Raw genomic sequence first — 20,510 nt, 5'->3', positions numbered from 1 at the left:
TGAGAGGGTGAGATTGCTAGAATCGCCTATTCATTGCCCCGAGTGGAACGCTTAACCCCGTGATTTCAGGTTTCTCTATGCATTCATCGGCACATTATCGACAGTCGCTGACTCGTTTACCCCAGATCGCGGTCGCCGCAGATCAGTTTCAGGTACTCAACAGCGCCAAAGACTTCAAGAGCCGCATTCTCTCGCTCATCGCCGGCGCGACCCAACGCATCTATCTGATCGCCCTCTATCTGCAAGATGACGAGGCGGGACGGGAGATCCTGTCTGCCCTCTATGCCGCCAAGCAGCGCAACCCGGCCCTCGACATCAAGGTGTTCGTCGACTTCCACCGCGCCCAGCGCGGCCTCATCGGCAAGGGCAAGCAGGGTGGCAACCACCTGATGTATCAGGAGATGGCGGCCCGTCACGAGCACCCGATCGAGATCTACGGCGTGCCGGTGAAGGGGCGTGAGCTGCTCGGTGTGTTGCACCTCAAGGGCTTCATCTTCGACGACATCCTGCTCTACTCGGGTGCCAGCCTGAACGACATCTACCTGCACCAGCAGGAGCGCTACCGCTTCGATCGCTATCACCAGATCCGCAGCCAGGCCCTGACCCGCAGCATGGTCAACTACGTAGACGATGTTTTCCTGCGCAGTGATGCTGTCCAGCGACTGGATCGCACCCAGATCCCCGGTGCCAAGCAGCTGAAGGGGCAGATCCGCCGTTTCAAGCAGAGCCTGCGCCTGAGCCAGTACCGTTTCGAGACTATTCTGCCCAACAGCCAGGAGATCGCCATCACCCCCATGGCGGGGCTGGGCAAGCGCGGCAATCAGCTCAACCGCATGATCCGCAACCTGGTGCGCGCCACCGATCGCGAGATCTTCATCTGCACCCCCTACTTCAACCCGCCAAAGGAGTTGAACAAGGACGTGGAGGCGCTGCTCAAGCGCGGCTGCAAGGTGACCATAGTGGTGGGCGACAAGACCGCCAACGACTTCTTCATCCCGCCGGAGGAGAAGTTCTCCACCATAGGCGGCCTGCCTTATCTGTACGAGACCAACCTGCGCAAGTTCGCCGAGCGCAACCAGCGTCACATCGACAGCGGTCGTCTCAACCTGATGCTCTGGTGCTGCGAGAAGAACTCCTATCACCTCAAGGGGATCTTCGTGGACGAGGAGTGGGCCCTGCTCACCGGCAACAACCTCAATCCCCGCGCCTGGGCGCTGGATCTGGAGAACGGCCTGCTGGTGCACGATCTGCATCATCACCTGCGCGAGCGGTTTGCCGAGGAGCGGGCCAACATACTGGCCCACACCCGTCGCATCAGCCACTTCGATCAGATAGAGCAGATCAAGGATTACCCTGAGCAGGTTCGCAAGCTGCTGGCCCGCATCCACAGGGTCAAGGCGCACTTGCTGCTTAAGCGCATCATCTAGTACCAGCAAGACGCTTGTTTTCTGCCTAAATCAAAGGCCTCCCGTTTTCGGGAGGCCTTTGTTATTATCTGGACATATTTACAGTATTTTCGGGCATCTAATTGATGAAATTGGATAAAATCTCCCTCGACAGCCTCAAGGGCGTCGGCAGCAAGATGCTGGAGAAACTCGAACGGCTGGGACTCGCCACTGTGCAGGACCTGCTGTTCCACCTCCCGCTGCGTTACGAGGACCGCACCCAGGTATGGCCCATCGGCGATCTGCCGCCGGGTCTGCACGGCGCGGTCGAGGGGGAGATCCAGGATACCCAGCTGGTCATGGGGCGCCGCCGCATGCTGGTATGCCGCATCAGCGATGGTACCGGCAGCCTGACTCTGCGTTTCTTCAATTTCACCGCCGCCCAGAAGAACAGCCTGGCCACCGGCCGCTTGATCCGCTGCTTCGGTGAGGTGCGCCCCGGTAAATACGGACTGGAGATGGCCCACCCCGAGTACAAGCTGCTCGGCGAAGATCAGGCCGGCCAGACCGAAGAGGCCCTCACCCCCGTCTACCCCACCACAGAGGGCTTGCGCCAGCTGACCCTGCGCAGCCTCACCGATCAGGCCCTGGCCCAACTCGACCTGTACGGGGTGGAAGAACTGCTGCCCGCCGGCCTCTACCCGCATCAGATCGAACTCGCCGCCGCCCTGCGCCTGCTGCATCGCCCGCCTCCCTCGGTGGCGCTGGCGCTGCTCGAGAGCGGCCAGCATCCTGCCCAGCAACGTCTGGTGCTCGAAGAGCTGCTGGCTCACAACCTGTCGGTGCTGAAAGTCCGCGCCCAGGCCCAGACCCAGCTCGCCCGCACCCTCAAACCGGCGCCGACTCTGGTCAAGCAACTGCTCGGCGCCCTGCCGTTCAAGCCGACCGGCGCCCAGAACCGGGTAGTGGCGGAGATAAGCCAGGATCTGCAACGCAGCTACCCCATGATGCGGCTGGTGCAGGGGGACGTGGGCTCCGGCAAGACGCTGGTAGCGGCGCTCGCGGCGCTGCAGGCCATCGGCAACGGCTGCCAGGTGGGGCTGATGGCGCCAACCGAGCTGCTGGCCGAGCAGCATGCCATCAACTTCGCCCATTGGCTGAAGCCGCTTGGCATCCAGGTCGGCTGGCTGGCGGGCAAGCAGAAAGGCAAGGCGCGAGAAGAGGCGCTGGCCGCCATCGCCGATGGCAGCGTCAAGATGGTGGTGGGTACCCACGCCATCTTCCAGGAGCAGGTGGTGTTCCAGCGCCTCGCCCTGGTCATCATCGACGAACAGCACAGGTTCGGGGTGCACCAGCGCCTCGCCCTGCGTGAGAAGGGGGAGCGGGAAGGGGTTCACCCCCATCAGCTGATCATGACCGCCACCCCCATACCCCGCACCCTGGCCATGACCGCCTACGCGGATCTCGACACTTCCGTCATCGACGAGCTGCCGCCGGGTCGTACCCCCATCACCACGGTCGCCCTGCCGGACAGCCGCCGCAAGGACGTGGTCGAGCGGGTCAAGCTGGCCTGCCAGGAGGGCAAGCAGGCCTACTGGGTCTGCACCCTCATTGAGGAGTCCGAGGTGCTGGAGTGCCAGGCCGCCGAGGATACCGCCACCGAGCTGCAAGCCCTGCTGCCCGGCCTGCACATAGGCCTGGTGCACGGTCGCATGCGCCCAATCGAGAAGCAGAGGGTAATGGAGGAGTTCAAGGCCGGCATCTTGCAACTGCTGGTCGCCACCACCGTCATCGAGGTGGGGGTGGACGTGCCGAACGCCAGCCTGATGATCATCGAGAACCCGGAGCGGCTCGGGCTGGCCCAGTTGCACCAGCTGCGCGGCCGGGTCGGACGGGGATCCGTCGCCTCCCACTGTGTGCTGCTCTACCACGCGCCGCTCTCCAAGACGGCCCAAAGCCGGCTCGGGGTGCTGCGCGAGACCAATGACGGCTTCCTCATCGCCCAGCGGGATCTGGAGCTGCGGGGCCCGGGGGAACTGCTCGGCACCCGCCAGACCGGGCTCGCGGATCTCAAGATCGCCGATCTGGTGCGGGATCAGCCGCTCATCCCCCAGGTACAGAAGATGGCGCGCTTCTTGATGGACAGGCACCCAAGCCATGTCGACCCCCTGATCCGTCGCTGGCTCGGCCTGCGGGATCACTATTCCAATGCCTGATCCGGGGATAGGCAGAAGATGGGCAGATTATCTGATGGACCGGCATCCAAGCCATGTCGACCCCCTGATCCACCGCTGGCTCGGCCTGCGAGATCACTATTCCAATGCCTGATCCGGGGATAGGCAGAAGATGGTCAAATTTCTTAATGGATCGGCACCCGAGCCATGTCGACCCCCTGATCCGCCGCAGGCTCAGCCTGCTGAATCACTGTTCCAAGCCCTGACAAGGTCTCGACGAGGAGAAAAGCACCGATGAATTCCTGGCTACGCGCCCTGCTCTATCTCTTTGCCTTCCTGTTGCTGTTCGTCTGGGTGGGGCTCGGCCTGTTTGACGCCGAACGGGCCCGAGGCCCCATCGCCAACTGGCTGAGCCAGCAGACCGGGGTGCAGGTCAGCATAGGCCGGCTGGTGTTCAACCCGCTTCACCCCTACACCCTGCTGGCGGAGCAGGTGCACTACGGGGATGCGGTGCAGCTGGACAAGATCTACCTGGAGATCGACAAGATCGACTGGCTGAACCGGGACGTGCGCATCGCCCACCTCGATCTCATCCGCCCCATCATCAAGCTGCCGCTCCCCAACCAGCTGCCGACCCTGCCGGTACGCTCCCTCACCATCAGCGACAGCACCATAGACAACCTCAGCCTGCTGAGCCAGGAGCTGACCCTGCGCGGCCTGAGCGCCACCCTGAGCGACTGGGAACTGATCGATCCCAAGCGCCAGCCCCAGGCCAATCTCACCTTGGGCATCAATCAGCTGGAGATCCCCCAGCTCACCCTGGCCCGCCTCAGCCTGACGGGCAGGCTGGAGGGCCAGGTGCTCAGCACCGACAAGCTCAGCGCCAACCTGTTCGACGGTCTGCTGGAGACCGGCATGGTGCTGGATTGGCCCGAGCGCAGCCTGCAACTGCACGGGTTGAAGGCCCGCGCCATGCGGGTCGAACTTGGCGACATCCCGCCGGGGGAGTTTCCCCTGCGCAAGATAAGCCTGGATCGAGGTCAGTTCGAGCAGACCAGCGTCAATGCCATCGAGCAGGAGATCGCCCTCAACAACTTCAGCGGCCAGCTGACCGGCTTCGACTGGCAGGCCGGCAAGCGGCCAAGCGGCTACCTCAGCGGCACCCTGGCCGACCTGGGTCGCGGCCTGTTCCAATTAGAGGCGATCAAGGGGCGGCTCAGTTTCTCGCCTGAGCAGTTCGACGCCGAACTGCAGGGCAAGGCCTATGAGGGGGAGTTCAACCTGGAGCTGGCGCTAGACCCGAGTCTGCAGAAGCTGACCCTCAAGGAGATGAGCCTGAGCGGCATGGACATCAGCCTGCCGGACGGTTGGTGGCAGGACTGGCAGGGTTGGCGCCCCCAGCAGATCGACGTGCGCAAGCTGACGTTCGACAGGCTGAAGGTGCTCTCCTTCGACGATGCCCTACCGTTGTCCCTGACCGGCTGGCAGTTCTACCTGACCGATCTCAGCCTGCGCGGCAATCAGCCTGGCCCCCTGCTCGGCCGGGCCAGGGTGGAGAGCCAGTGGTTCGAACTGGTGTGGGATGGCTTGAGTGCCCGCAACGGCGAGTTGGACGGCGAACTGACCCCCAGCTCCTGGCAGCTCAACAAGCTGACCAGCTCGCTGCCGGACCAGGGCTCCCTCAGCCTGAGCGGCCAGTGGGGCAAGGCGCCGGGCCAGCTCAGCCGCCTGCAGCTGCAGGGCAAGCAGCTGGATTTGGAGCAGTGGAACAAGCTGCTGCACCCCCACTCCCCGTCCCCGGTTTCCCTGGCGGGCAAGCTGGATATCAGCGCAGATCTGCAGGCGGATACGCAAACAGTCCCGACCGCCGCGCCGGGCGAGACCCCTGACAGCTGGCTCGGCACCCTGCAGGGCAACATCAGCCTGGACGCCAAGGATCCCTTCTGGGACAAGGTCGGCATAGACGCCCTGCTGGATGAGTGGTTCAAGGGCACCCAGCCCCCCAGCCTGACACCGGAGGCCCTGTGGCAGACGCTACAAAAAGGGGACACCCCCTTCTACCGCGTCAAGCTGCAGGCCAAGGCAGAGCAGGGTCAACTTCAGATAGAGCAGGCCGGCGCCTCCACCATCACCCACCTGCTCGCCCTGCAAGGGGGGGTGGATCTGGCCAAGGGTCAATGGCAGCTGGATCTCGGCGTATTGAACGGGAAGCGCTGCGCCGAGCTGCTGGCCCAGTGGCGCGGTCCCCTCGATGCCCCGACCCTGGCCTGGAGCTTCCCCACCGGGCAGAGCGAGTGCGACTGGGATCCCGGGGTGCGCTACCCGGCCCAGGGCAGCAGCAGCCCGCTCTGGCGCCCGCCGCAACCCAAGCAGGCAACACAGGCGGCAACGCAATAACGAACAAGGCCTCATTACGAGGCCTTGTTGCTATGGATCATCCCGGTGCGGGAGAGGCGACTAGCCGCGCTTGATGGGCAGCACCACGTACTGGCCGACAAATTCCACCGCCAGCTTGCGGCCGCTGAACAGCTGCACCCGCAGGCTGAACTTGGCCGACTCGCCGTTTTTGAGCGGCGCCAGCACGGCGGGCATGCCTTCCCGGGCGACCCTGGCCTCCGGCTCCGCGCTCACGGGTCTGTAGTACTTGATGTTCCCCTCCGCCAGCACGGTATCGCCACCGAGCCCCGCCTCTTTCAATTGCAGCCAGATGAGGCCCCAGCCCGCCAGCACGCACTGGCTGTAGATGCTGCCGGCGAACATGGTGTCGTGGACGTTGAGGTTGGCCGCCAGGTTCGCCTTGAGGTGGAAGGTCTGGCCGTCGTAATGGGTGATGTGAACGCCCATCTTCTCGCTGATGGGGATGCCCCTCGACCAGCGGGTGGTGAGATCCTGACACCACTCCGGGCGGTACTGGATGGTTTGTAGCGGGCTCAGGGACTTGATCATCTGGCGGTGGGCGATGCGGCCGAAGGAGACAGGGCCTTCCCCCACCTCGAGAAAACCGCAGCGACGATAGAACTCCACCGCCTCCTGGCGGGCGTTCATCACCAGCCGTTTCACCTTCTCGTCTCGGGCCAGTTGCTCGAGATCTTCCACCATGCGGGCACCCAGCCCCTGGCCCCGGTATTCCGGGCTCAGCGCCATGAAGCGGATCTGGGCCTCGTCCCCGCCGATGAACAGGCGGCCGACGGCGATGGGGGTGCCATCCTCGGTCAGCATCAGCCGATGGGTGGCGACACTGTCGTATTCGTCCCGCTCGGAACCGATGGGCAGATTGAAGGGTTTGCGCAGCAGCTCCCAGCGTAGCTTGTAGTAAGCATCCAGCTCGGCTGCCGTTTGAGGGGTGACTACCCGGTACATAAAGCGATCCTTGAGTTAGCGCCGACGGACAGATTGAAGGGCTTGCGCACCAATGCCTCCCAGCGCAACTGGTCGTAAGCATCCAGCTCGGCTGCCGTTTGGGGGGTGACCACCCGGTACATAGATACATCCTTGCGTTACACTGGTCGAAATCCATCTTGCCGTGCAAATTCATGGACTTCAATCTGCAAGCGTACCAAGCCGATCACTTATTACACCTCAGCGTCAAAGCCGAGCGCCGCCTCAGCATCCTGGAAAATGAGCGGCACCGCTGGCTGGAAATCGACGGTGTGGTGCAGTCCGCCATGAGCCTGGCGGAGCCTGGCAGCCTCTGCCTGCCCCATCAGCAGCACATAGCCGAGCGGCTGCCCGCACAGGCAAGCCGGATCCTGGAGCTCGGCCTCGGTGGCGGGGATCTCACCCGTCATCTGGCGATGCGCTGGCCCGAGGCCCAGCACGACTGCGTGGATCTGGACGCCGAGATCCTCACCCTGTTCCAGCAGTTCTTTCTGCCAGAGCGCCAACGCGCCCCCCGGTTGCACCACGCCGATGCACTCCACTTCCTGCTGGAGAGTCGCGAACACTACGATCTGGTGCTGCTGGACCTGTTCAGCCAGGATGGCAATCCGCTGCTGCTGTTCCAGGCCAGGCTCTATCAGGCGCTGGCCAACTGCCTGCAAGGCACCCTCATCATCAACCTGCTGCCGCGCACCCGCCTCGAGCAGGAGCAGGCGCTGCGACTGGCCCGGGAGTGGGTCGGCCCCACCGAGGCCCATGCCGTGCCCGGCTACCGCAATGTCATCCTGCACTGCACCCGTCAGCAGCCATAAGGTCGGCGGCGGATCTGCCGAGGGAAGCCGCCGACGCCTAAAACAGCGGCATCCGAGGCAGCTAGAGTCGCTGCTTTAATAACACCTTACAGTCAATTGCACCGAAAAATGCCAAATTTACGACACAACTGACAACTCATCAGGCCTGCAGCCAGAAGGTCACCGGGCCATCGTTGAGCAGTCGCACCTTCATGTCGGCGGCGAAGCGGCCCGTCTCGGTCGGCAGACCGTTCGCCCGCGCCCTGGCGACGAAATACTCATACAGCCGCTCAGCCTCCGCCGGATGGGCACCGCCGGAGAAGCTCGGTCGCATCCCCTTGCCGGTATCCGCCGCCAGGGTGAACTGGGAGACGACCAGCAGGCTGCCACCGGCCTGGCTCACATTGAGATTCATCTTGCCGTTCTCGTCGGAGAAGATGCGATAGCCACTCACCTTGTGCAGCAGCTTGTCGGCCTTGGCCTCATCATCCCCCTGCTCCACCCCGAGCAGCACCAGCAGACCCCCCTCGATGGCTCCCGCCACCTCGCCATCCACCGTCACGCTGGCCTCGGCAACCCGTTGAATCAGTGCAATCACCCGCGACTCCTTTGTCTTGTCAGAAATGAACGACCGCCCGAAGGCGGTCGTTGATGTTAGCAATAAGCGGCGGGCAGAGGCCAATTTCTCGGCGCAGTGCCCGCCGGGGCGATGGCCGCGGCAGGCAACGGGCTCAGCCCAGCTCCTCGGCACCCGGTTTTTCATACTCCCCGAGGCAGGCGGTGGTCTCGGCCCCCAGCAGTACCACCAACCAGCTCAGATAAACCCAGACGAACAGGATCGGAATGGTCGCCAGGGCACCATAGATGGCCTGGTAGGAGGGGAAGTTGGTGATGTAGATGGCGAAGCCGCGCTTGGCCAGCTCGAACAGGGTGGCCGCCACCAGGGCGCCGATGAAGGCGTGGGTCAGCCGCACCTTGCAGTTCGGCACCACCGTGTAGATCAGCAGGAAGGTGAGCACCGAGAACAGGAACGGCAGGCTGCGCAGCAACAGGAAACCTATGCCGAACAGGCTGTCGGCGGCAAACAGTTTGAGCGACAGAATATAAGAGGAGATGGCGAGGCTGGCACCGATAAGCACTGGGCCCAGGGTCAGGATCATCCAGTACATGGCGAAGGCCTGGGCCAGCGGCCGATTCTGGGTCGAGCGCCAGATGTAGTTGAGGTTCTTGTCGATGGCCGAGATCAGCATCAGGGCCACCACGATCAGAGCACCGATGCCGACCGCCGTGGTGTTGGTGGCATTGGCCACGAAGCCGTCGATGTAATCCTTGAGCATCTCCCCCGCGGTGGGCACGAAGTTGTGATAGACGAACTGCTCGATCCCCTGTTTCAGGCTCTGAAACACAGGGAAGGCGGACATCATGCCGAACACCACGGCGATCATGGGCACCAGGGAGAGCAGGGTGACATAGGCCAGGTAGCCGGCGGTGACGGTCAGCCTGTCCTGCTGAAAGCGGCCCCAGACAAACTGGGCGAAGTGGCCACCGTCGTGGCGCAAGAAGGAGACAGCATGGGCCAGACGGCCACGGGTTTTCTGCAGCATCGTGATTCTCGAACAATTCATCATGGGGATATTGTGTCAGATAGGGTGGCCATTTGGCCACCTGCGGCGGCCGCCAGCCGACATGACCCGCCAGCAGAGTGTGCCAGACGCCCATAAAAAAAGAGGCCATGAGGCCTCTCTTTGGTCTGTCGATGAACAGCTATCGATCAAGCACGACCGGCGCGCTTGCGATCCATTTCAGTCAGCAGTTTCTTACGGATACGGATTGCCTTGGGAGTGATCTCGACCAGCTCATCGTTGTCGATGAACTCGAGAGCCTGCTCCAGGGTCATGCGGATCGGCGGAGTCAGCACCTGGGCTTCGTCGGTACCGGAAGCACGCATGTTGGTCAGCTGTTTGCCCTTCAGGCAGTTAACAGTCAGATCGTTGGAGCGGGAGTGGATACCGATCACCTGGCCTTCGTACACTTCGGTCGCGTGACCGATGAACAGACGACCACGGTCTTGCAGACCGAACAGGGCGAAGGTCAGAGCCTTGCCGGTAGCGTTGGAGATCAGCACGCCGTTCTGACGCTCGCCGATGCTGCCACCCTTGTGCGGACCGTAATGGTCGAAGGTGTGGTACAGCAGACCGGTACCGGAAGTCATGGTCAGGAACTCGGTCTGGAAGCCGATCAGGCCACGGCTCGGGATCATGAAGTCAAGACGGACACGGCCCTTGCCATCCGGGGTCATGTTGGTCATCTCGCCCTTACGCAGGCCGAGTTGCTCCATCACGGAACCCTGGTGGATCTCTTCCACGTCGACAGTAACGGTTTCGAACGGTTCTTGCAGAACGCCGTCAACGGTGCGCAGGATAACTTCCGGACGGGATACGGCCAGCTCGTAACCTTCGCGACGCATGTTTTCGATCAGGATGGACAGGTGCAGTTCACCACGGCCGGAGACGCGGAACTTGTCCGGATCTTCGGTCTCTTCCACGCGCAGGGCCACGTTGTGGACCAGCTCCTGGTTCAGACGCTCCAGGATGTTACGGGAGGTCACGAACTTGCCTTCTTTACCGGCGAACGGTGAGGTGTTGACCTGGAAGGTCATGTTCACGGTCGGCTCGTCAACGGACAGCGGCGGCAGCGCTTCGACAGCGTTGTTGTCACAGATGGTGTCGGAGATTTTCAGCTCGCCCAGACCTGTGATGGCGATGATGTCGCCCGCTTGCGCGTCGGCCACTTCGGTACGGGACAGACCCAGGTAACCCAGGACCTGACCGACCTTGCCGGTACGGTTCTTGCCGTTGGCACCAACGATGGTGACCTGCTGGTTGGTCTTGACGCGACCACGGGTGATACGGCCGATACCGATAACACCGACGTAGGAGTTGTAGTCCAGCTGGGAGATTTGCATCTGGAAGCCGCCCTCGGCATCCGCCGCAGGGGCTTCTACGTTGTCAACGATGGCCTGGAACAGGGGTTCCATGTTCTCGGACGGAACGTCCTGATCCATGGTGGCCCAACCGTTCAGTGCAGAGGCGTAAACAACCTTGAAGTCCAGCTGCTCATCGGTCGCACCCAGGTTGTCAAACAGGTCGAATACCTGGTCCATTACCCAGTCAGGACGAGCACCCGGACGGTCGATCTTGTTGATGACCACGATCGGCTTCAGACCCTGGGCGAATGCTTTCTGGGTCACGAAACGGGTTTGCGGCATCGGGCCGTCAACGGCGTCAACCAGCAGCAGCACGGAGTCAACCATGGACAGTACGCGCTCAACTTCACCACCGAAGTCGGCGTGACCCGGGGTATCTACGATGTTGATGCGGTAGTCGTTCCAGCGGATCGCAGTGTTCTTGGCGAGAATGGTGATGCCACGTTCCCGTTCCAGATCATTGGAGTCCATGATCCGTTCCTGGCCTTCCGTGGTGCGGTCCAGGGTACCGGACTGCTGCAGCAGCTTATCAACCAGGGTCGTTTTGCCGTGGTCAACGTGCGCAATAATCGCAATATTGCGTAAATTCTCTAACATTCTCGCCTCAATCACCGGGTAAAATTGGGCGCTAATTGTACTCTCGCCTTTGTGATCTGCCTAGCAGAATTGCAGGACATTCGCATACAACAAAGGATCAGGATCATGGACCCCGTCCTAAAAGCCTGCTTAGATGGGAGCAGATCGCGTTGGCGCACCATCCTGGTGCACCAAAACGATCCAAGGTTGCACCACTTTGAGGCGCAATCCTGCACGAGAGCGGGTATCCCGACGGCCTGAAACGGTGCAAGTGCCCTGAAATCAGGCTGTCACAAACTTGGCACGATACTGGCTTATGTGAATGTGACGACGCATTCACCCAAAGAGTTTTAACACCGGAGGTTACTTAGCATGTCAGCCCAGAACGTTTTGGCCCTGATCCAGGAACACGAAGTCAAGTTTGTTGATCTGCGCTTTACCGACACCAAGGGTAAAGAACAGCACGTTTCCATTCCTTCCCATCAGGTCGACGAAGACTTCTTCGAAGACGGCAAGATGTTCGATGGTTCCTCCATCGGCGGCTGGAAGGGCATCAACGAGTCTGACATGGTGCTGATGCCGGACCCGGCCTCCGCCAAGCTGGACCCCTTCACCGAAGAGACCACGCTGAACATCGTCTGTGACGTGCTCGAACCCGCCACCATGCAAGGCTACGACCGCGATCCGCGCTCCATCGCCAAGCGTGCCGAAGATTTCCTGAAGTCCAGCGGCATCGCTGACACCGTGCTGTTCGGGCCGGAGCCGGAATTCTTCATGTTCGACAACATCACCTTCTCCAACACCATGGGCCACAGCTTCGTGAAGATCGAATCCGAAGAAGCGGCCTGGAACTCGGGTACCGAATACGAGCACGGCAACAAGGGTCACCGTCCCTTCGTCAAGGGTGGTTACTTCCCGGTTGCTCCGGTTGACTCCTCCCAGGACATCCGCGCCGCCATGTGTCTGGTGCTGGAAGAGATGGGCCAAGTGGTTGAAGCGCACCACCACGAAGTGGCAACCGCCGGTCAGAACGAGATCGCGACCCGCTTCAACACCCTTACCCTGAAAGCGGACGAAGTGCAGGTCCTGAAGTACGTGATCCACAACGTGGCCCACGCCTACAACAAGACTGTCACCTTCATGCCGAAACCCATGTTCGGTGACAACGGCTCCGGCATGCACTGCCACCAGTCCCTGGCCAAGAACGGCGTCAACCTGTTCGCCGGTGACCTGTACGGCGGTCTGTCCGAGATGGCGCTGCACTACATCGGCGGCATCATCAAGCACGCCAAGGCCATCAACGCCTTCGCCAACCCGACCACCAACTCCTACAAGCGTCTGGTGCCGGGCTACGAAGCCCCGGTCATGCTGGCTTACTCCGCCCGCAACCGCTCTGCCTCCATCCGTATCCCGGTTGTGCCGAGCCCGAAAGCCCGTCGCATCGAGGTTCGCTTCCCGGATCCAGCTGCCAACCCCTACCTGGCCTTCGCCGCTCAGCTGATGGCCGGTCTGGACGGTATCATCAACAAGATCCATCCGGGCGATGCCATGGACAAGAACTTGTATGACCTGCCGCCGGAAGAAGCAGCTGAAGTGCCGACCGTTGCCGGCTCCCTGGACGAAGCCCTGTCTGCACTGGACGCAGATCGCGAGTTCCTGACCCGTGGTGGCGTGTTCAGCGATGACTTCATCAACTCCTACCTGGAGCTGAAACAGCATGATGTGGATCGTGTTCGCATGACCCCGCACCCGCTGGAGTTCGAGCTGTATTACTCCGTCTAAGACGAGCAGCCTGTCTCAAATGAAAAACCCGCCATCTGGCGGGTTTTTTATCTAAGGGACTGAAATATCATGATCCTGTCTGCCAGACCGGTGCAACCGCCGGTCAGTCGACCGATATCATGGCCCCACAGCCGACAATCGGTCCGACCGTTTTTTCTCTGATAGGATTAAGCAGAACCCCGTCAAGGAGAGATGGATGAAAACAGTACACCCGACATGGATGCTGGGCCTCTTGCTGATGCTGGCCGGCACGGCCCAAGCGGCCAAGGTCTTCTCCTGGGTCGATGCCAACGGCATCACCCACTACACGGACGCTCCTCCCCCCGGCAAGAATGCCAAGGAGCTGGATCTGCGCGTCTCCCCCCTCATCGGCACCTCCCCCCACTCGGTCCAGGTCGACAACTTCAACAGCCTGACCGGGGCCGATGCCAAGAAGGCACAAGAAAACATCAAGCCGACCATAGAGCTGCTCTCACCCGAACCGGGCAGCACCTTGCGTGACAACACGGGCAACATCGTCTTCCAGGGCCAGATTCATCCCCAGGCGCCGGTGCAATACGATGTGCGCCTGATCCTGAACGGCAAGGCCGTTCCCCTGGTCCACAACAGCCTGGCCATCCGGGTCGAAAACCTGGATCGCGGTGCCCATGAGGCGCAGCTCGAACTGCTCGCCAAAGACGGTACGATCCTTGCTAAATCCAAACCATCCACCTTCTACCTGCACAGAACGACGGCGGATCAGGCTCCCAAACCCACCCCCAAGACCAATTAGGGGTGATGTGATGCACCGATGCGGGTAGACTCAATGCACCATATCGGTGCATAACAGGTGTGAAGCACCGTTTTAGGGAGAAACCTGTGCCAACCCGCTTGGACCACGCCAAGACACTCTTGGACAATCTGCTGACCGCCGTCATCCTGATGGATGAGCGGCTCTGCATTCAATTCGTCAATCCGGCGGCTGAGCAGCTGCTCTCTCTCAGCGAGCGGCGCCTGATCGGCATAGAGCTGCCCTATCTGCTCGAACACATCTCCCTCGACCTGCAACGCTTCAAGCAGTGCCTCATTTCAGGGCAGGGGTTCACCGACAGCGAAGTTACCCTGGTGGTGGAAGGGGAGCCCAGACTGGTGGAGATCAGCGTCAGCCCCATGGCTGACAGCCAGTTCAACAGCGAGCAACGGCTGATGGTGGTGGAGCTGCGCAAGATCGATCAGCAGAAGAAGATAAGCCAGGAGCTGCAGCAGCATGCCCAGCAGCAGGCCGCCAAGGAGCTGGTGCGCGGCCTGGCCCACGAGATCAAAAACCCCCTCGGCGGGCTGCGCGGCGCGGCCCAGTTGCTGCAAAAGGAGCTGCCGGACCCGGCGCTGCGGGAATACACAGGCATCATCATAGAGCAGGCCGACAGGTTGAGGGTGCTGGTCGATCGCCTGCTCGGCCCCCAGCGGCCGGGCCGCCACCAGATGCACAACGTCCACTCGGTGCTGGAGCAGGTGCGCCGCCTGGTGGATCTGGAGCTGCCGCCCCAGATCCGGATCGAGCGGGACTACGACCCCAGCATTCCGGAGTTCGAGATGGAGCCGGATCAGCTGCAGCAGGCCTTCCTCAACATAGTGCGCAACGCCGCCGAAGCCCTGGGGGAGCAGACCGGGCTCATCCGCATCAAGACTCGCACCGCCTTCCAGATCACCATCCACGGCCAGCGCTACCGGCTGGCGGCCGAGATCAAGATCATCGACAACGGCCCGGGCATCCCCGACGCCATCCGCGACACCCTCTTCTACCCCATGATCACCGGCAAGGAGGGGGGCACGGGGCTGGGGCTCTCCATCGCCCAGAACCTGATCGATCAGCACAAGGGGCGCATCGACTGCATCAGCTGGCCGGGCCACACCGAATTCACCATCTATCTACCGCTTCGTAAATAAGGGAACCTCATGACAGCAAAAGTGTGGATCGTCGATGACGACAGCTCCATCCGGTGGGTCCTGGAGCGCACCCTTGGCAGCGAAGGTTTCGACTGCGAGAGCTTTGCCGACGGCGAGGCCCTGCTGAGCTCCCTGGAGATCCGCTCGCCGGACGTGATCCTGTCCGATATCCGCATGCCGGGCATCGACGGCCTCAGCCTGCTGGAGCAGATCCACCGCCGTCAGGCGGACCTGCCCATCATCATCATGACCGCCCACTCGGATCTCGACAGCGCGGTCAACGCCTACCAGCGCGGCGCCTTCGAATACCTGCCAAAACCGTTCGACATCGATGAGGCGGTCAGCCTGGTACGCCGGGCCGAGAATCACCTGAAAGAGCAGCGCACCAAGCGCAAGGCGCGCCAGCAGGAGCCCGGCAACAGCCCGGAGATCATCGGCGAGGCCCCGGCCATGCAGGAGGTGTTCCGCGCCATCGGCCGACTGTCGCGCTCCAGCATCTCTGTGCTCATCAACGGCCAGAGCGGCACCGGCAAGGAGCTGGTCGCTCACGCCCTGCACAAGCACAGCCCGCGCTCCCACAAGAACTTCATCGCCCTCAACATGGCGGCCATTCCGAAAGATCTCATCGAATCCGAGTTGTTCGGCCATGAGAAGGGGGCCTTCACCGGTGCCAACAACATACGCCACGGCCGCTTCGAGCAGGCCGACGGCGGCACCCTGTTTCTGGACGAAATCGGGGACATGCCCCTCGAGGTACAGACCCGGCTGCTGCGGGTACTGGCGGATGGCCAGTTCTACCGGGTCGGCGGCCATCAGCCGGTGCAGGTGGATGTGCGGATCATCGCCGCCACCCACCAGAATCTGGAGAAGCGGGTCGCAGACGGCGAGTTTCGGGAAGACTTGTTCCACCGTCTCAACGTCATCCGCATCCATATTCCGGCCCTCAAGGAGCGCCGCGAAGATATCCCCCAGCTCGCCCAGCACTTCCTGCTGCGCGCCGCCAAGGAGCTGAATGTGGAGGCCAAGAGCCTGCACCCGGACACCCAGGCCTATGTCAGCCGCCTGCCCTGGCCGGGCAACGTGCGCCAGCTGGAGAACGTCTGCCGCTGGCTGACGGTGATGGCCTCGGGCCAGGAGGTGCTGGTGAGCGATCTGCCGCCGGAGCTGCTGACCCCCATCACCAGCACGGCGGAGCCGGGCCAACCCGCCCTCACCGGCGGTTGGCAGCAGCAGTTGCAGGACTGGGTCGCCGCCAAGCTGGCGCTGGGGGAGACCGACATCCTGGCCGATGCCCTGCCCCAGTTCGAGCGGATCATGCTGGAAACCGCGCTGGAGCACACCCGTGGCCACAAGCAGGAGGCCGCCCGCCTGCTCGGTTGGGGCCGCAATACTCTGACCCGTAAACTCAAGGAACTCGACATTCCCTGAGCCTTTGGGAAAAACGATTCCCATCACGCCTTGACGAATCCCTGGCCAATCAGACCCCGTTTGCTCGCAAACGGGGTATCTTTTTCAGGAGTCCCGCCTAGAATGGCAGGCTTTCCAACCCGACTCGCAGAAGGCGCCACCATGATTGACAGATCCCTCCCCCTGACCGACCTGCACCGCCATCTGGACGGCAACATCCGTCCCCAGACCATTCTCGAGCTGGGTCGTTTGCACAACATCCAACTGCCCGCCGATGAGCTGGAGGCGCTGCGCCCCCACGTGCAGATCGTCGAGAACGAGCCGAGTCTGGTCGCCTTCCTGAAGAAGCTGGACTGGGGCGTGGCCGTGCTGGCCGATTACGATGCCTGCCGCCGGGTCGCCTACGAGAACGTGGAAGATCTGCTGCGCGCCGGCATCGACTACGCCGAGCTGCGCTTCAGCCCGGCCTACATGGCCATGGCCCACAAGCTGCACCCGCAGGGCGTGGTGGAGGCCATCATAGACGGCGTGGCCGCCGGCAGCCGTGATTTTGGCATCAAGACCAACCTCATCGGCATCATGAGCCGCACCTTCGGTACCGAGCAGTGCCGGGTCGAACTGGATGCCTGCCTGGCTCACCGGGATCGCCTGGTCGCCATCGATCTGGCCGGTGACGAGCTGGGCTTCCCCGGCGAGCTGTTCACCAGCCACTTCCGACGCGTGCGGGATGCGGGCATGCGGGTCAGCGTCCACGCCGGCGAGGCGGCGGGCCCGGAGAGCATGTGGCAGGCCATCCGCGATCTGGGGGCCGAGCGTATCGGTCACGGCGTCAAGGCGATCCAGGATCCAGCCCTGATGGCCTACCTGGCGGAGCACCGCATCGGCATCGAGTCCTGCCTCACCTCCAACCTGCAGACCACCACGGTGGCGAGCCTGACCGAGCACCCGATCCGCCAGTTCCTGGCCGCCGGTGTACTGGCCTGCCTCAACACAGATGACCCTGCTGTGGAAGGCATAGATCTGCCATACGAATACGAGGTCGCAGCCCCTGCCGCCGGCATGAGTGCGGATGAAATCCGCACCGCACAGCGTAATGGTCTGACGCTGGCCTTCCTGAGCGAGGCCGAGAAGGCCGAACTGAGCGCCCGCGCCGCCAGCCGTCAGGGCTAATCGCCATCTCACCCCCAATAAAAAAACCGCCTCTCGGCGGTTTTTTTATTCTTCCCAACCGGCGGTCAGATCACCCGGGAGAACTGCTGCTGACGCGCCTTGTTGCGCAGGTAGACGTCGAAGCACATGCAGATGTTGCGAATGAGCAGCTGACCGGTGGAGACCACCTCCAGCCCCTCGTCCGTCATGCGCACCAGACCATCGTCCACAAAGGTCTGCAACAGCTTGAGATCCTCGGCGAAGTACTCCTTGAACACCAGGCCGTGGGCCTGCTCGACGGCGGCGAAGTTCAGGGAGAAGTCGCAGATGAGGCGCTTGATCACCTCGCGGCGGATCAGGTCATCCTGATTGAGGGAGCACCCCTTCCACTGGGCATGGCCCAGCTCGTCCACCTGGGCGTAATAGGCCTTCAGATCCTTCTGGTTCTGGGAGTAGGCGTCGCCGATCATGCTGATGGAGGAGACGCCGAGGCCCAGCAGATCGCAATCCCCCTGGGTGGTGTAGCCCTGGAAGTTGCGGTGCAGCTTGCCTTCACGCTGGGCCACCGCCAGCTCGTCATCGGGCTTGGCGAAGTGATCCATGCCGATGAACTGGTAGCCCTGGCCGGTGAGGAAGGCGATGGTGTCCTGCAGCATGGCCAGCTTCTCCCGGGGCGCCGGCATGTCCGCCTCCTTCAACTTGTGCTGGGCGGCGAAGCGGCTCGGCAGGTGGGCATAGTTGAAGATGGAGAGGCGAGCCGGATCCGTTTTGAGCACCTCTTCCAGGGTGTGATGGAAGCTGTCGCGGTTCTGGTGGGGCAGGCCGTAAATCAGATCGAGATTGGTGGAGCGGAAACCGAGCGCGCGGGCACGCTCCAGCATGGCGCGGATGAAGTCGTTATCCTGCTCGCGATTGACCGCGACCTGGACCGCCTTGTTGAAGTCCTGCACGCCGAGGCTGATGCGGTTGAAACCCACTTCCCGCAGCACATCCAGCATGGAGAGCTCGATCTCCCGTGGATCCACTTCGATGCTGATCTCCCCTTCCTCGGCAAACTGGAAGTGCTCCCGCAGCATGGCCATCAGGCGCCGGGTCTGGGCTTCATTCAGGTAAGTTGGCGTGCCGCCACCCCAGTGCAGCTGGGTCACCAGCCGGTGTTTGAACAGCGGGGCCTGGGCCTTGATCTCCTGCTCGAGGAAGTCGAGGTATTGATCGGCCTTGTGCTGGTGACGGGTGATCACCTTGTTGCAGCCGCAGTAGTAGCAGAGCTTGTGGCAGAAAGGGATGTGCACGTAGAGCGACAGGTTGCGAGCCGGGTACTGGCCGGCGGCGTGGACGAAGTCCGGGTAACCGAACTGTTCGTTGAACTCCAGCGCGGTGGGATAGGAGGTATAACGCGGGCCGCTGTAGTTGTATTTCTCGATCAGGGCCTGGTCCCACACAATCTGTTCTACTTGCACGCTTGCTTCCTCTTTCTTTTTTATCAACGGCTTAACTGAAAGTCCTTCAGCTGGGCGACATCCTTGAGGATCTGCGCCTCCAGCTCGACTTCGTAGCCGCTGCGCTCGAGATCCATCTTCATCACTTCATTGCGCTTGAGCGCCCGTCTCGCCTCGTGCGTCGGCATCTCCTTCAGCTTCTCATAGAGGCCGTACAGACCGGGAAACTCGCTGGCAAACGGACGCCCTCCCTTGATCTGCAGGGCATCCAGCAGATTGGTCAGGCGAATGGCCCCTTCCGAGTAGTCACACTGGCCATCTCGCACCGCATGGGCGATCACCCTGACGCTGTCGAGGATGCGCTCGTTGCGGGCGGCGATGGCCTGTTGCTGCAGCTGCTGCTGACGCCGGAGACGAGCCAGCAGGGTGCCGGCGTAGACCGCCAGCCCCAGCAAGACAAGGCCACCCAACAGGGCGGCCAACATCCATCCACTCATCACTTCTTCTTCGGCTCTGGCTTGGGCTCGGGTTGGTAGTCAACCTGGCTGAAGCGCTCCCACAGCTCCTCTTCGGAGGCGGGCTGGCTCGGCTCGTCGAAGTCGACCTCATCGAAGTCGCCATCGTCGTCTTCATCAGTGTCTATGATGCCGAGCTCGTCCATCAGCTCCTGATAGCGATCGACGCGCTGATCGACCCAGGCCTGCTCGGCCGCTTCCAGCGTCTCGCCGGCGTCCAGACGATCCAGCAGATCGTTCAGGCGATCATCGTTCTCGATGGAGGCAAGCTCCTGCTCCGGTGTCATCACCAACTTCTTCTCTTTCACCAGCTTGGGAGTGGCCGACTTGGTCTTCTTCTCTTCCACGACCAGCACGACCGGCTTGCGGGAACCGATGCGCGGATCCTTGGGCTGCTTGTTGCCGCTGTTATGAGACTGCTCGACCTGCTGGCGGGAGCCAGCCTTCAAGCCCTTGCGCTTGGCGGCGCGTTTGCGCTCACGACCTTCCAGGGCACTGGCATCTGATTCTTTGCGCTTGCCGGTAGGCTTGCGGGTGGGTTGTTTGGCCGACATGAATGACTCCGACAAATAACTGGATTGAAGCCCGTACCCGGCATGATTTCGTTCGGGGAAAATGCGAAGGCGGGAACAGAAAATCGGGAACAAGAGTGGGATCTCGCACCAATTCGGCCATATTGGGCCGCTGAACACCGCAGGATCGGCATCCTCTGGGCATGTTGCTGGTATTTTGACACAGAATGGCTGGGCGGGATAATCACCCAATGGAAAAAAGGCAGCCGAAGCTGCCTTTATATGTCTATGCGAGTCCCATTCCCTGGTTGCAAAACGCCTTGTCCCTGGGCGTACTTCTGCGCATCGTGTTGTGGGGTCTTCCTGACCCTTATGGTCGTTCCTGAATGTGCGTGTGCTTGCCTGACCCGTCTCGATGACATCCTGCCATCCATCCGGGGTGGTTGCCTCCCGCAGCCTCGCCCATCCCGAGCGATCACCATCCTGGTCT

16 protein-coding genes and 1 pseudogene are annotated in these 20,510 nt (G+C 62.0%); 9 read left to right on the top strand and 8 right to left on the bottom strand.

Translation table 11 applies throughout. The features are described from left to right. The first annotated feature begins 77 nt into the window (after positions 1–77). The 3 genes from pssA to CUC44_RS18850 all read left to right on the top strand — a co-directional run bounded on the left by pssA (position 78) and on the right by CUC44_RS18850 (position 5,956). Positions 78–1,427 (top strand): CDP-diacylglycerol--serine O-phosphatidyltransferase, encoded by a 1,350-nt coding sequence (gene pssA, locus CUC44_RS18860; RefSeq protein WP_167388955.1) that lies wholly within the window; start codon positions 78–80, stop codon positions 1,425–1,427. A 104-nt stretch (positions 1,428–1,531) separates the two neighbouring features. After that, complete coding sequence (gene recG, locus CUC44_RS18855) at positions 1,532–3,601, top strand: ATP-dependent DNA helicase RecG (protein ID WP_167388954.1); 2,070 nt, start codon at positions 1,532–1,534, stop codon at positions 3,599–3,601. Between the two features lie 252 nt (positions 3,602–3,853). Next, positions 3,854–5,956 (top strand): AsmA family protein, encoded by a 2,103-nt coding sequence (locus CUC44_RS18850; RefSeq protein WP_100861403.1) that lies wholly within the window; start codon positions 3,854–3,856, stop codon positions 5,954–5,956. A gap of 60 nt (positions 5,957–6,016) precedes the next feature. Here CUC44_RS18850 and CUC44_RS18845 read toward each other — a convergent pair whose 3' ends face one another. Together CUC44_RS18845 and CUC44_RS21495 are read right to left on the bottom strand one after the other, a co-directional pair. Then, on the bottom strand, positions 6,017–6,919 hold the full coding sequence (locus CUC44_RS18845; RefSeq protein WP_100861402.1) for a bifunctional GNAT family N-acetyltransferase/hotdog fold thioesterase: 903 nt from the start codon (positions 6,917–6,919) through the stop codon (positions 6,017–6,019). A 17-nt stretch (positions 6,920–6,936) separates the two neighbouring features. Next, positions 6,937–7,041, bottom strand: a pseudogene (locus CUC44_RS21495) (GNAT family N-acetyltransferase); the annotation flags it as partial. A gap of 51 nt (positions 7,042–7,092) precedes the next feature. On the opposite strand from CUC44_RS21495, the gene CUC44_RS18840 reads away from it, so the two are divergent. After that, positions 7,093–7,749 (top strand): spermidine synthase, encoded by a 657-nt coding sequence (locus tag CUC44_RS18840; RefSeq protein ID WP_100861427.1) that lies wholly within the window; start codon positions 7,093–7,095, stop codon positions 7,747–7,749. A 139-nt stretch (positions 7,750–7,888) separates the two neighbouring features. Here CUC44_RS18840 and dtd read toward each other — a convergent pair whose 3' ends face one another. The 3 genes from dtd to typA form a co-directional block, all read right to left on the bottom strand. Then, a complete protein-coding gene (gene dtd, locus CUC44_RS18835) occupies positions 7,889–8,326 on the bottom strand; it encodes a D-aminoacyl-tRNA deacylase (RefSeq protein WP_100861401.1) in 438 nt (145 codons plus the stop codon). A gap of 133 nt (positions 8,327–8,459) precedes the next feature. Continuing rightward, positions 8,460–9,332: a virulence factor BrkB family protein gene (locus CUC44_RS18830; RefSeq protein ID WP_100861400.1), complete on the bottom strand. Its 873-nt coding sequence runs from the start codon at positions 9,330–9,332 to the stop codon at positions 8,460–8,462. A gap of 167 nt (positions 9,333–9,499) precedes the next feature. Next, positions 9,500–11,311, bottom strand: a complete 1,812-nt coding sequence (gene typA / locus CUC44_RS18825) for a translational GTPase TypA (protein ID WP_100861399.1) — start codon at positions 11,309–11,311, stop codon at positions 9,500–9,502. A 351-nt stretch (positions 11,312–11,662) separates the two neighbouring features. On the opposite strand from typA, the gene glnA reads away from it, so the two are divergent. From glnA to add, 5 genes are all read left to right on the top strand, one after another. Beyond that, a complete protein-coding gene (gene glnA / locus CUC44_RS18820; protein ID WP_100861398.1) occupies positions 11,663–13,072 on the top strand; it encodes a glutamate--ammonia ligase in 1,410 nt (469 codons plus the stop codon). Between the two features lie 196 nt (positions 13,073–13,268). Next, positions 13,269–13,844 (top strand): DUF4124 domain-containing protein, encoded by a 576-nt coding sequence (locus CUC44_RS18815; RefSeq protein ID WP_100861397.1) that lies wholly within the window; start codon positions 13,269–13,271, stop codon positions 13,842–13,844. Positions 13,845–13,930: 86 nt separating this feature from the next. Next, entirely contained in the window at positions 13,931–14,998 is a 1,068-nt protein-coding gene (gene glnL, locus CUC44_RS18810) for a nitrogen regulation protein NR(II) (RefSeq protein WP_100861396.1), read from the top strand. A gap of 9 nt (positions 14,999–15,007) precedes the next feature. Continuing rightward, positions 15,008–16,426, top strand: coding sequence for a nitrogen regulation protein NR(I) (gene glnG, locus CUC44_RS18805; RefSeq protein WP_100861395.1), 1,419 nt, complete (start codon positions 15,008–15,010; stop codon positions 16,424–16,426). Between the two features lie 141 nt (positions 16,427–16,567). After that, positions 16,568–17,575, top strand: coding sequence for an adenosine deaminase (gene add, locus CUC44_RS18800; RefSeq protein WP_100861426.1), 1,008 nt, complete (start codon positions 16,568–16,570; stop codon positions 17,573–17,575). Between the two features lie 65 nt (positions 17,576–17,640). Here add and hemN read toward each other — a convergent pair whose 3' ends face one another. The 3 genes from hemN to yihI are packed head-to-tail and all read right to left on the bottom strand — an operon-like array spanning position 17,641 to position 20,062. Beyond that, the gene (hemN, locus tag CUC44_RS18795; protein ID WP_100861425.1) at positions 17,641–19,014 is read right to left on the bottom strand and encodes an oxygen-independent coproporphyrinogen III oxidase; all 1,374 of its coding nucleotides are present in this window, start codon (positions 19,012–19,014) and stop codon (positions 17,641–17,643) included. A 23-nt stretch (positions 19,015–19,037) separates the two neighbouring features. Continuing rightward, entirely contained in the window at positions 19,038–19,478 is a 441-nt protein-coding gene (locus CUC44_RS18790; RefSeq protein ID WP_100861394.1) for a DUF2489 domain-containing protein, read from the bottom strand. 11 nt (positions 19,479–19,489) lie between these two features. Then, a complete protein-coding gene (gene yihI, locus CUC44_RS18785; protein ID WP_100861393.1) occupies positions 19,490–20,062 on the bottom strand; it encodes a Der GTPase-activating protein YihI in 573 nt (190 codons plus the stop codon). Positions 20,063–20,510 lie beyond the last annotated feature (448 nt).

Origin of the sequence: Aeromonas lusitana (assembly GCF_002812985.1) — a bacterium.
Lineage (GTDB): Bacteria > Pseudomonadota > Gammaproteobacteria > Enterobacterales > Aeromonadaceae > Aeromonas > Aeromonas lusitana.
The sequence above is the reverse complement of the archived record's forward strand: the minus strand, read 5'-3'. Positions and strand labels throughout refer to the sequence as shown.